The 11,591-nt window shown below is 67.1% G+C and carries 11 protein-coding genes; 5 read left to right on the forward strand and 6 right to left on the reverse strand.

Features of this window, described 5'->3' with window-relative positions:
- Both ACWIKC_RS02355 and ACWIKC_RS02360 read right to left on the reverse strand, forming a co-directional pair.
- Entirely contained in the window at positions 1-474 is a 474-nt protein-coding gene (locus ACWIKC_RS02355) for a DUF1465 family protein (RefSeq protein WP_454598536.1), read from the reverse strand.
- A gap of 78 nt (positions 475-552) precedes the next feature.
- A complete protein-coding gene (locus tag ACWIKC_RS02360) occupies positions 553-750 on the reverse strand; it encodes a YdcH family protein (protein ID WP_305928731.1) in 198 nt (65 codons plus the stop codon).
- A 176-nt stretch (positions 751-926) separates the two neighbouring features.
- On the opposite strand from ACWIKC_RS02360, the gene ACWIKC_RS02365 reads away from it, so the two are divergent.
- From ACWIKC_RS02365 to tilS, 5 genes are all read left to right on the forward strand, one after another.
- Complete coding sequence (locus ACWIKC_RS02365) at positions 927-1,082, forward strand: YdcH family protein (protein WP_454598537.1); 156 nt, start codon at positions 927-929, stop codon at positions 1,080-1,082.
- 58 nt (positions 1,083-1,140) lie between these two features.
- Positions 1,141-3,411: a phosphoenolpyruvate--protein phosphotransferase gene (gene ptsP, locus ACWIKC_RS02370; RefSeq protein WP_454598538.1), complete on the forward strand. Its 2,271-nt coding sequence runs from the start codon at positions 1,141-1,143 to the stop codon at positions 3,409-3,411.
- A 125-nt stretch (positions 3,412-3,536) separates the two neighbouring features.
- Positions 3,537-4,391 carry a helix-turn-helix domain-containing protein gene (locus tag ACWIKC_RS02375; protein WP_454598539.1) on the forward strand — a complete coding sequence of 285 codons (855 nt, stop codon included), beginning with the start codon at positions 3,537-3,539 and terminating at the stop codon, positions 4,389-4,391.
- A 123-nt stretch (positions 4,392-4,514) separates the two neighbouring features.
- Entirely contained in the window at positions 4,515-5,474 is a 960-nt protein-coding gene (locus tag ACWIKC_RS02380; protein WP_454598540.1) for a tetratricopeptide repeat protein, read from the forward strand.
- A gap of 85 nt (positions 5,475-5,559) precedes the next feature.
- Entirely contained in the window at positions 5,560-6,447 is an 888-nt protein-coding gene (gene tilS, locus ACWIKC_RS02385; RefSeq protein WP_454598541.1) for a tRNA lysidine(34) synthetase TilS, read from the forward strand.
- On the opposite strand, the gene ACWIKC_RS02390 is transcribed toward tilS, so the two are convergent.
- The 4 genes from ACWIKC_RS02390 to glk form a co-directional block, all read right to left on the reverse strand.
- Complete coding sequence (locus ACWIKC_RS02390) at positions 6,444-7,115, reverse strand: L,D-transpeptidase family protein (RefSeq protein ID WP_454598542.1); 672 nt, start codon at positions 7,113-7,115, stop codon at positions 6,444-6,446. The two genes, tilS and ACWIKC_RS02390, sit on opposite strands and share 4 nt — an antisense overlap.
- Positions 7,116-7,205: 90 nt before the next feature.
- Positions 7,206-9,977 carry a phosphoenolpyruvate carboxylase gene (locus ACWIKC_RS02395; protein WP_454598543.1) on the reverse strand — a complete coding sequence of 924 codons (2,772 nt, stop codon included), beginning with the start codon at positions 9,975-9,977 and terminating at the stop codon, positions 7,206-7,208.
- Positions 9,974-10,567, reverse strand: a complete 594-nt coding sequence (gene eda / locus ACWIKC_RS02400) for a bifunctional 4-hydroxy-2-oxoglutarate aldolase/2-dehydro-3-deoxy-phosphogluconate aldolase (RefSeq protein ID WP_454599421.1) — start codon at positions 10,565-10,567, stop codon at positions 9,974-9,976. Before eda ends, ACWIKC_RS02395 begins: the two co-directional genes overlap by 4 nt.
- A 17-nt stretch (positions 10,568-10,584) precedes the next feature.
- Positions 10,585-11,571 carry a glucokinase gene (glk, locus tag ACWIKC_RS02405; protein WP_454598544.1) on the reverse strand — a complete coding sequence of 329 codons (987 nt, stop codon included), beginning with the start codon at positions 11,569-11,571 and terminating at the stop codon, positions 10,585-10,587.
- Between the last annotated feature and the right edge of the window lie 20 nt (positions 11,572-11,591).

An 11,591-nucleotide genomic window follows, 5' to 3' on the forward strand; every position in this document is an offset into this window, starting at 1 on the left:
CTAGCCGGCCAGTGACTGGGGCGCGAAGGCCTCGGCGATGCGGCTGCGCATGGCATCGACGGCATTCTGCTCCGCCGCCTGCGCCTGCGGCCAGTCGCGATCGAGCCGCGCGACCCGCTCGTGCAGCCGCTCGCTCTCGCGCACCAGCTGACGCGTTTGGGGCAGCAGCTTTTCCATCATCCCGGGCATCGAGGGGCGTTCGGCGGGCAGGCGACCATGGCGACGCAACTGGTTCTCGTTGAGCTCTCCCGAAAGAAAAGCGCGCTGGTTGAGCAGCCAGGCGAGGATATGCATCAGCCGCGTAGTGGTCCGCAGCCCCTCGATCGACAGCGCGATCCGCGCATCGTTGCGGTCGGCGTCGGGGGTCATCTCGCCGCGCATGTCGAAGGCGTCGCGCGCCTCGTCGGCCAGCACCAGCGCCTCGGAGTAGAGGTCTTCGATGATCGTTCGGCGAGCGGTGGTCGTGGCGGTCATGGGTTCGGGGCTAGCCCCGCCCGTGGTTCGGCTCCAGCGTCATGAACGGGCTGTCCCAATTCCGTACTGTGGACCCGTTCAGGCAATGATGTCGGGGAGGAGATTGTCTTCCAGATCGGCGATCTGGTCGCGGATCCGCAATTTGCGCTTCTTGAGCCGCGCGATCTGCAGCTGGTCGGTCGATCCGGACTGAGTCAGCGCATGAATCGCCGCATCGAGATCGCGATGCTCGCTGCGAACCACCTCCAGCCGTTTTCTCAGCTCCTGCTCGGTCACGCATCCATCCTGGTTGATGCCGCGAATCCATTCGCCGCGATTACAATCCGCCCGAGCGCTAAAGCAATTCTGGCCCTTCGCAAACGCGGGCGAATATGTTTCAGTGTTGTGACGCGGTTCGCCCGCGCTGGCGAGTCGCTCTTTCGGGGTCATCCACCCTCCAAGGAGACAGCCTTATGCAATCACCTCATGTCGAAGCGCTTCGTACCAGGCACGCCGGGCTCGAGGCCCGCCTGCGCAAGGAACAATCCCGCCCCGCTCCCGACGATGTGATGATTCAGCAGATCAAACGGCAAAAGCTTCAGATAAAGGAAGAAATCTCCCGCTGCTGAGCGGGCGCAGGCGCTGCGGCGGCTTTGCACCGTGCCCGGTCTGCGATAGACCGGCGCGATGAAAGCCGCCGCCAGCGCCCGCCTCATCCTCACCCGCCTCCACGAGGTGATGGCCTCGCGCCTGCATGCCCAGGCCAAGCTCGACCAGGTGGTCGAGATTATCGGCGAAAGCCTGACCAGCGAGGTCTGTTCGATCTACCTGCTGCGCGAAGGCGCGCTGGAGTTGTTCGCGACCCGCGGGCTCAACGCCGATGCGGTCCATGTTACCCGGCTGGGGCTGGGCGAAGGGCTGATCGGCACCATCGCCAAGAACATCGAGACGCTCAACCTCGCCGAGGCCAAGGCGCATCCCGACTTTCTCTATCACCCCGAAACCGGCGAGGAGAAGTTCCATTCCTTCGCCGGGGTGCCGATCGTCTATCGCGAGCGCGCGGTGGGGGCGCTGAGCGTCCAGCATGTCGATCCGCGCCGTTACGAGGATGTCGAAATCGAGGCGCTGCAGACCACGGCGATGATCCTGTCCGAGCTGATCGCGCACAAGGAGCTGGTCGATCTGGAGCACCCGCTCGATCTCGCCGAACTGCCGAGCGGGCCCGAGCTGATCGAGGGGCTGGCGCTGGTCAAGGGCCTGTCCGAAGGGGTGGCGGTCTTCCACCAGCCGCGGGTCGAGATCGACCAGGTGGTGGCCGAGGACACCGAGGCCGAGCGCCAGCGGGTCTATCGCGCCTTCGACAAGATGCGCGACCAGATCGACGCGATGGGCAAGGAGCCCGAATTCGGCAAGGGCGGCGAGCATGACGACGTGCTCGAGACCTACAAGATGTTCGCCTATGACGAGGGCTGGAGCCGCCGGATCAACGAAGCGATCGATTCCGGCCTGACCGCCGAGGCGGCGATCGAGCGCGTGCAGCAGCGCACCCGGATGCGCATGCGCGAGATCGACGATCCGCTGCTGGCGGACCGGATGCACGATCTCGAAGACCTCTCCAACCGGCTGTTGCGGATCGTCTCGGGCCAGCTAGGCACCGCGGCGCGGCAGGGTTTGCGGCGCGATTCCATCCTTGTGGCCCGCAATCTGGGGCCGGCCGAACTGCTCGAATACGATCGCCGACGGCTGAAGGGCGTGGTCCTCGAGGAAGGCTCGCTGACCGCGCATATGGTGATCGTAGCGCGGGCGATGGACATCCCCGTGCTCGGCCGTGCCAAGGGCGTTCTGCGCCGCGTCAACGAGGGCGACGAGATGCTGCTCGATGCGGACAAAGGTAGCGTCACGCTGCGCCCCAGCCCACCGATGCGCGAGGCCTTCGACGCTCGCTTCGCCAAGAAGCGCGAGCGTCAGGCCGCCTATGCCGAATTGCGCGATGTCGAGCCCTTCACCCGCTGCGGCACGCGCATCAACGTAATGATGAACGCCGGGCTGCGCGACGACATGAGCGCACTGGCGATGACCGGCGCCGACGGAGTCGGGCTGTTCAGGACCGAATTCCAGTTCCTGGTCTCATCCACCCTGCCGCAGCGCGAGCGCCAGACCCGGCTCTATCGCGACGTGCTCGACGCGGCGGGCGACAAACCGGTAATCTTCCGCACCATCGATATCGGCGGCGACAAGGCGGTGCCCTATATCGAAGCGTCGATGGGCGAGCGCGAGGAGAACCCGGCGATGGGCTGGCGCGCGCTTAGGCTGTCGCTTGAGCGCGGCGGGCTGCTCAAGGCGCAGGCGCGTTCGTTGCTTGAGGCTGCATCGGGGCGCACGCTCAACGTGATGTTCCCGATGGTCAGCGAGCCGTGGGAGTTCGACGCCGCCAAGGAAGTGTTCGACGAACAGCTCGCCTGGCTGAAAGACCGCCGCAAGCGGCTGCCCGAGGAAATCCGCTACGGCGCGATGCTCGAAGTGCCCGCTTTGGCGGAAGTGCTCGACCTGATGCTGCCGAAGCTCTCGTTCCTTTCGGTAGGAACCAACGACCTCACCCAGTTCCTGTTCGCCGCCGATCGCGCTAATCCCAAGCTGGCCGAACGCTACGACTGGATGAGCCCCTCGATCCTGCGCTTTCTCCAGCGCATCTCCAAGGGTGTGGTCGGCTATCCGGTCGACCTCAGCGTCTGCGGCGAGATGGGCGGCCGCCGGCTGGAGGCGCTCGCGCTGCTCGGCATCGGCTACCGCCGGCTCTCGATTACTCCCGCTTCGGTCGGTCCGATCAAGGAATTGGTGCGCAAGATCGATCTGGAGGAACTCACCGGCGTGATGCAGGGCTGGTTGGCCTCGCCGCCACCCGACATGCGCGCCGCGCTGCAGGACTGGGCGAGCGAGCGCGACATCGAAACCGACTGAGTTTGAACGCTTATCAGGACCGCTTCGGCGTTCCTGACGTTACGGAAGCATGGCACAGCGGTTGACTTCGACCTCAACCTGTCGCTTTTGTACAGGATAAAGGCCGGGTCGGCATCGGGGATTTGATGGAAGAAGAAACGCTCGTCGAAGAGGAAATGAACGCGCCCGAGCCTGAGCCGGCGCTTACAGCGGGCGAGCGCCTGCAGGCCGCGCGCCGGGAAAAGGGGATCGAACTGTCGCAGATCGCGGCCGAAACCCGGATTCCCCAGCGCCACCTCGTCGCCATCGAAAACGGCGATTATTCGCCGCTTCCCTCTCGGACCTATGCGATCGGGTTCACCCGGACCTATGCCCGCGTGCTCGAACTGGACGAGGACGCGCTGCTAGACCAGCTGCGCGGCGAGCTCGGCGACGATAAGGACCGCCACAACACGGCGCCGGCGCGGTTCGAGCCGGGCGATCCGGCGCGCGTGCCCTCGCGCAAGCTGGCGTGGTTCGGGGCGCTGGCTGCGGTCCTGCTGCTGATCGGCGGCTTTGCCTTCTACAGCACCTATTTCGCGCCCGGCCTCGGCCCGGCACCACTGCAGGAAGATCGCGCCCCCGCCATCGCCGCCACGGATCGCGCACCTTCTTCGGCCGGTACGCCTGCGGTCGCTCCCGACGCCGAAGTGGTATTCACCGCAGAAATGAACGACACCTGGGTCAAATTCTACGACGCCAGCGGCGAGCGGCTCTACGAAGCGCAGATGGCTGAGGGCGAAAGCTTCACCATCCCCTCAGATGCCGAAGGGCCGCAGGTGTGGACTGGCAGGCCCTATGCGCTCGCGATCACGGTCGATGGCCGCTCGGTGCCCAAGCTCTCCGAGGAAGACGAGATCGTGCGCGACGTACCGGTGACCGCCGAGGCGCTGATGGCGCGGTCCGAACCTTCCGCGACGTTAGGCAGCGATAGCTCCGGATCCGATGTCACGGTGAACTGAGGCGGTATTGCCTGCCGCAGCCTGCGCACGATCCGCTGGGTAAACTTGCGCTTCATCCCCTCGACAGCCAAGCATGGTTAAGGCATCGCAATGCCAACACTCGCCCGAAGGAGCCATGCGACGATGACTGTTCGGACTGCCCGTATTGCCGGGTCAAGCAATTGGGGACTGCGCCTTATCGGCGTCGGGGGCGCTGCGCTCGCCCTGATCGCACTTTCCGCGCCTGTCTTGGCGCAGGACGGCAATGACGAAACGCGCCTGCGCAAGCTGGAAGCCGAAGTGCGCGCGCTGCAGCGCCGCGTCTTTCCCGGCGGCGACGGACGCTATTTCGAACCCGAGATTACCGGCCAGCCGCAGACCAACACCATGGTCACGCAGCCCTCGACGACCGCCGTCACCGATATCCTCGCCCGGATAGATGCGATGGAAACCCAGCTTCAGCGGCTGACCGGCCAGACCGAGCAAAATACCTTTGCCTTGCGCACGTTGAGCGAACGGCTCGATGCGCTCGAGGCCGGGGCGGTGCAGGGCAATTCGTTGGCTGGCGGTTCGAACGGCACTGCGGCTCGCGGCCCGTCCGCGCCGACCGCGCTCAACACGCCCGCTGCCACCCCGACTCCGACCCCCGCCGCGGTGGCGCCCGATCCCGAACGGCTGGCCGCGGTCTCGGCGATCGCCAAGCCGCAGACCGAGGATCCGGCGGATGACGAATATTCCTACGGGTTCCGGCTGTGGGAAGCGGGTTTCTATCCCGAAGCGCAGCAGCAGTTGACGATGTTCGTCGAACAGAACCCCGCCCACTGGCGCGCGACCTATGCGCGCAACCTTCTCGGCCGGGCCTATCTCGACGACAGCAAGGCGCGCGAAGCGGCACCGTGGTTCCTGCGCAATTATCAGGCCGACAAGACCGCGGCGCGCGCCGGCGACAGCCTGCTCTTCCTCGCCGAAGCGATGATCTCGCTGGAAGACACCAGCCGCGCCTGCATCGCGCTGGCCGAGTTCGCTGAGACCTATCCGGCGCTCGCCGCCGGGCGGTTGCTGGATCAGTACGAGCGCAACCGCGGGCGGGTGACCTGCAATTGACCGGGCGATCGATCCACAACTGACCGCCCGGTTCCGGGCCGACCTCGCCGCGGTCTGGCCCGAAGCTCATGGCCCATCGCAAAAGTTGGGGGTCGCCGTCTCGGGTGGGCCCGACAGCATCGCACTCCTGCTGTTGGCCCATGCGGCGCGTCCCGGGTCGGTCGAGGCCGCAACAGTCGATCACGGCTTGCGCCCCGAAAGTGCCGCCGAAGCGCAGTGGGTGGCGCAGCTGTGTCAGGAACTTGGCGTCCGGCACGAGACGCTTCGGGTCGCTGTCGAGGCGGGTAATCTCCAAAGCAAGGCGCGCGAGGCGCGCTACCATGCGCTAGACGATTGGATGGGGCGCTCCGGCCTGATTGTCGTAGCGACGGCGCATCATGCCGACGATCAGGCGGAAACCTTGTTGATGCGGCTCAATCGCGGGAGCGGCCTGCCCGGGCTGACCGGGGTTCGACCCTCGGGGGCGGTCCCCGGTGGCAAGGGGCGCTTGCTGCGACCGCTGCTCGGCTGGCGCAAAACCGAGCTGGAAGCGCTGGTGCGCGCGGCGGGTATCGAGCCGATCGCGGACCCTTCCAATCGCGACAGCCGGTTCGACCGGGTCCGGATCAGGCAGGCGCTGGCCGGGGCCGACTGGCTCGATCCGCTGGCGCTGGCGCGCAGCGCGGCACTGCTCGGCGAAGCGGAGGCGGCGCTCGAAGGACTGGTCGCGGAGATCTTTTCGAAACAGGTGACGCGCGTGAAGGATGGTTTCCGCTTCGCCGCATCCCAGACCGACTACATCCGGCTCGAAGTGGTTGGGCGCATTTTCGGCGAAATGGGTGCCGAGCCGCCGCGATCGGAGATCGCGCGATTGGTCGCGCGGCTGGGGGCCGGGGAAAACGCTTCTCTGGGGGGAATTCTGGTCACCCCTTCATCCGAGAATGGCATAGACTGCTGGACCTTCCGGCCCGAACCACCGCGAAGGGCCGGCTAAAGCAGGCTGTCGCCCATGCCGATCCGCTGGCCCTTGGTGATCACCACCAGATCGCCCTTGCGCGCCGCGTCGAACAATTTGTCGGCGAAGGGATCGGGCACCGCGATGCAGCCGTGGCTGGCATAGCCGTTCTCGACGACATTGCCGCCGTGGATAGCGATGCCGTCCCAGGTTAGGCGCAGAGTCCACGGCATCGGCGCATTGCCGTATTTCTCCGAAACGTTGTGGCGTTCCTTGGTCAGAATCGGAAAATTGCCGGTGGGTGTGGGGTGGCTGTCGGTCCCCAGCATGGCGACCGCCGCGCCGATTTCGTAGCCATCGCGAAACACGGAAATCACGCGTGCTTCGAGATCGACGGTGACGACCAGCTTGCCGTCCTGCGGGACCCCCTCGGTATCCCAATGCCATTCGCCGTATTTCATCGGCCCTTCGATGGGCAGGACCCGCTTGATGGTGAAGCGCTCGGCAGCGCGGCGTTCGGCATCGGCCGCGATCTTGGCGTGGATCGCGGGCTTGGGATCGATCCGCGGCTTCTCGGTGACTGCTGCGGCGACGGAATCATCCGCAGTGGCGCTTTCGGCCATCAGCCCGCCGCCGAAGGCCAACGCGCCAAGCGCCAGCAAAACCGCAAGCGTCGTTCCGCCAATCCATTTCAGAGTCGCATCCATGGATCACGAAATAGCGATTTCGGGTGAAAAAACCAGCGGCAGGCCCCTGCCGTCCCACATGGGGACCGGTTGCAGACGAAGAATTAACCGCTAGCCATGCGCGCCGAACAGGTTGGCGATGGCGGTGCCGATCCGCAAATTGAGCGCCTGCGCGCGCTCGATCGGGTCGATATAGTCGCGCCCGATCTGCGCATAGCCTTCGCCCGCGCCATCGGGGTAATCGCTCGGCTCCGCGACCGAGAAATCGGTCAGCTGCGGGAAACTGGTGGGATAGGCGCGGCGCATTTGCGCGAGCGCCTCGTCCACCCGCAGCGTAAAGACCATCTCCAGCACATCGTCGCGGTCGATGTCGTTGGCGCGGCTGAAGGCGGGGATCGACACTGCTTTCAAGAACATGTGCTTGAGCAGCGCCAGCCGCAGCGCCTGCAGTGCGCCGATGGTCCGGCGGATCTCCTCGCGCCCCTCGAGCGGGGCCTCGTCGGGCACGAGCGCGAACAGCCGGTGCAGCTTGAGCGCATCGACCCGCAGCCGCGAGGTCAGCCGCCGGAACACGCCGTTGCGATCGTCGCCGGTGAGATATTCGGCCAGCGTTTCGCAGGCGGGGGCGAGATGCTGCTCCATCCCGCGATAGGGGCGACTCGCCCAATAGGCGGAATTGAACAGCTCGCCATAGGCGGCCACCGTCTTGATGCTGGCGAGCGCATTGGAGGCGCGCACCAGCCGCATGATCTGCCGTCCGCGCTCGCTCTCCTGTAGCAGCGCGGCGACATCCTCGTAATTGCCCTCCGCGGCGCTGCCGATCCCAGAGATGATGTTCACCGGGTAGCCGAGCTGCTGGAGGATCGCGTTGTGCGGGATCGCCCGGATCTGGCGCAGGCTCATGTCGCGATCGTTCGAGAGGTCGCCCTGCCGCCGCGACACCCGACTGCCGGTGGTGTTGAGCAGGCCGAGCCCGAAGGCGGTCACCGCGCGGGCGTAGGTCCGGCTTTCGAGATGGTCGCGCTGGTCGCTGCGGACCGCGCGGTAGAAGTCGAGGCTTAAGTCGGTGCGGCGGTAGAACGGGTCGGGTTCGGCATCGGGATCGGCGTGGCCGGGGCGCAAATGCGCGATCCGCGACAGCGTCGCCAGCGCCAGTTCGGGAGTGGCGAAGAACAGATAACCATCGCCACCCTGGAAGCTCGCCTCGGGCTCGAGCGCGATCCCTGCGCGGGCGAAGCGGCGCCGTGCCCAGGGGCTGAGCGGCCAGGCGAGCCGGTCGGCGAAGTTGGCGGGGTGAGCGCCGCGGCCCATGCCCTCGCCATGGGTGTTGAAGATCAGCGCCGCGACATCGGTGAGCCCGTTGGCGGCCATCGCATCCGCCATGCGGCCCTGCAGCCGCTCGATCGCGAGGCTGGCGGGGATCTGCCCGACGAAACGCCCGGCGTCGGAAAAGCCGGTCTGGATGCAGACCCGCGCGCGCTGGCGCGCATAGGTCTGGTAGGCGGGTTCGGCGCACAGCGCGTCGAGGAAACGCCCGCCGTGTTCGAGCGCGTTCTCGGTCTCGAACAGCGGCGAGACATCGACCTTGCCCTCGATCCCGAACAGCTTGGCGAAATAGAGCGCGGCCAGCACGGTCGAGGGCTGTTCGCATTCGGCGACAAGCATCCGGATCGGCGCGTCGGAATCGATATGCTGGAGGATCTGCGCCATCACCAGGAACTGGCGGATCGCGGTGCTGCTTTCGATCGCCAGCGCGGCGAAATTGGTCCGCAGCGGCTGCACCCGTTCGAGAATATCGCGCAGCACCACCATCGCGCCCTTGCTGGCAAGGTCGAGCGTGTTGTCCGGGTCGACCCGGCGGCGGATCGCGTTGTGCAACTGGCTGGCGTTGACGCGGAAGTGGACCCAGCCCATCCCCAGCCCGTCGGCGCGCATCGCCGCGGCGAGCGTCTTGCGGGCGAGCGCGCCGTCGCGGTCGGCCTCGGCGGCTTCGTTTTCGAGCGCATCGACGATGGGGGCGAGGCTGGTGAGCTTGTCGGGATGCCCGGCGGTCAGGCGATTGGCGGCGGCGGAGAGCGCTTCGGGATCGGTCAGGTCACCGCCGAAGTCCTCCGCGCGCTCCGCAGCAAAGGCGGCGCCGCGACGCAAGGCATCGAGCTGCGCATGGTCGGGCGCGAAACCCGCCAGAGTCTCGGCGTAGCGTTCGAGCCGCTGCGATTTTTCGGCGAGGCGAAAGCCGATCGAGTGATACCATTTGATATCGGTCCGCCCGTCCATGTCGTAGCCGACCCAGGAAGCGAAGCGGAACGGCAGCGGGGCGAGCGATTGCCACTGGTCGGGCCAGCGCCGCTCGGCCTCGCCCAGTACCTTCCCGACTATGGTGTCGCGCGCATCCTGCGCCCGCGCGATCGCCGCCATCGCGCGACCGTGCTCGTAGGGCAGCGTGATTGCGGGACGCTCGCTCGCCTCCGCGCAGGCCGCCTCGTCGATGGCGCGCTCGCCGCTTGCCGCGTCGGCGATCGCCTCGGTCTGGCCGGGGGTGAGCAGGAAGGTCGGGTGCGCGGTAAAGACCGCATGCAGCGCGGGCGATTCCCAGCGCGCGCGGAAGCCGTCGAAATCCTCTTCGGTGGCTTTGAACGCGGCGAGATTGTCCTCGCGCGCCACCGGCGCGACGAGGGACCGCAGCCGGTCGGCGCGGCTCTGGAACGAGGTGCATTCGAGCTCCTCGACCAGCGCAGCGCAATCCTCGAGCGTCAGCTCGCCCGATTCGAGCTGCCGCGAGAGGTCGAGCGAAAGCTGGAACACCGGGTTGAACAGCGGCGTCTCGCGGGTCCGTTCGTGGAGCTCGGCGAGGCGGGCGGAGAGTTCGGCGGTGGTTTTCATCGTTTCAGTCCAGCGGCTTCGCGGGCGAGGCGGGTGACTTTGTCGCGGTTGACCGGGCCGCGGGGCGCGACCCAGCTCCCCCCGACACAGAGCACCGGTTCGAGCGCGAGCCAGTCGCGGGCGTCGTCGGGGCCGATCCCGCCGGTGGGGCAAAAACGGCATTGCGCGAAGGGAGCAGCCAGCGCTTTCAACGCCGGAATGCCGCCCGCGGCGACCGCAGGGAAGAATTTGAAATGGGTCAGCCCGAGGTCGAGCCCGCGCATGATGTCGCTCGCGGTGGCGATGCCAGGGAGGAAGGGGACTTTTTCGCGCACCGCCGCCTTCGCCAGCGGCTCGGTGAGCCCGGGCGCAACGATGAATTGTGCGCCCGCTTCGAGCGCCGCGGCCAATGTGCGTTCGTCGATAACCGTACCCGCGCCCACCACCGCGCCATCGACCTCGCGCATCGCGCGGATGGCGTCGAGCGCCACCGGGGTGCGAAGCGTGACCTCGAGCGCGGTGAGACCGCCCGCCACCAGCGCCTCGGCCAGCGGGCGGGCGTGTTCGAGCTCGTCCACTACAATGACGGGGATGACCGGTGCGGCCTGCATGATCGCGGCGATACTCGTCACGGCGTCGTCTCCAGATGTTCGCGGGCGAAGGCGGCGGCGGCGCCGAACAGGCCCGGTTGCGGATGGGTGATGAGCTTGACCGGGATGCTGGCCATCAGTTCCTCGTAGCGCCCCTTGAGCGCGAAGCGATGCGCGAAGCCCGATGTGCGCAGGGTCTCGCGGATGCGATAGCCCAGCCCACCGGCAATGACGACGCCGCCGAACCCGCCCTGGACCAGCGCGACATCGCCCGCCACGCTGCCCAGCGCGAGGCAGAAGCGCTCGATCGCCGCCATCGCTAGCTCGTCCTCGCCGGACAGCCCCCCCTCCCAGATCGCGACATCGTCGAGCTCGGTCGCGCTGCGCCCATCCAGCTCGGCGAGCGTGCGATAGATATCGACGATGCCGGGCCCTGAGACCACCCGCTCAACCGAGACGCGTCCATAACGCTCGCGCAGCCGGGCGAGGATCGCATCCTCGACCGCGTCGAGTGGGGCGAAACCCATATGGCCGCCCTCGGTCGCCTGGACCCTGTAGCCACCGTCGCCGTCGCGCGCGAGATGCGCCACGCCCAGCCCGGTGCCGGGGCCGAGGATGCTCACCGTGCCGCGTGTCGCCAGCGGCTGATCAGGGCCGGCCAGGTGGAGGAAATGCTCCGCGCCCGCGCGCGCCACCGCATGGGCCACGGCCTCGAAATCATTGACTACGGTCAGGCGTTCGATGCGCAAGTGTTCTGCCAGCTCTGCAAGCCGGATGCGCCACGGATTGTTGGTCAGCTGGATGACGTCGCCCTTTATCGGTCCTGCGAAGGCGAGCGCCGCGGCTGCGGGCAGGGTGCCGCCCTGCCGGGCGCGAAATGCGTCCCAGGCCCCCTGAAAATCAGCGTGCTCGCGCGTCCGCAATGTCTCGGGTTCACCCAGTTTGATCGCGCCCTCGGCACCGATGGCGGCGAGCGCGAAGCGGGCATGGGTGCCGCCGATGTCCACCGCGACGAGTTCGGTCATGATGCCCGGCCTCCGGTGTC

Source organism: Qipengyuania sp. SM2507 (assembly GCF_053714505.1).

Coding starts and splice junctions, on each gene's coding strand:
- ACWIKC_RS02355 (WP_454598536.1), bottom strand. CDS start 474: ATGACCGCCACGACCACCGCTCGCCGAACGATCATCGAAGACCTCTAC.
- ACWIKC_RS02365 (WP_454598537.1), top strand. CDS start 927: ATGCAATCACCTCATGTCGAAGCGCTTCGTACCAGGCACGCCGGGCTC.
- ptsP (WP_454598538.1), top strand. CDS start 1,141: ATGAAAGCCGCCGCCAGCGCCCGCCTCATCCTCACCCGCCTCCACGAG.
- ACWIKC_RS02375 (WP_454598539.1), top strand. CDS start 3,537: ATGGAAGAAGAAACGCTCGTCGAAGAGGAAATGAACGCGCCCGAGCCT.
- ACWIKC_RS02380 (WP_454598540.1), top strand. CDS start 4,515: ATGACTGTTCGGACTGCCCGTATTGCCGGGTCAAGCAATTGGGGACTG.
- ACWIKC_RS02390 (WP_454598542.1), bottom strand. CDS start 7,115: ATGGATGCGACTCTGAAATGGATTGGCGGAACGACGCTTGCGGTTTTG.
- ACWIKC_RS02395 (WP_454598543.1), bottom strand. CDS start 9,977: ATGAAAACCACCGCCGAACTCTCCGCCCGCCTCGCCGAGCTCCACGAA.
- eda (WP_454599421.1), bottom strand. CDS start 10,567: ATGCAGGCCGCACCGGTCATCCCCGTCATTGTAGTGGACGAGCTCGAA.
- glk (WP_454598544.1), bottom strand. CDS start 11,571: ATGACCGAACTCGTCGCGGTGGACATCGGCGGCACCCATGCCCGCTTC.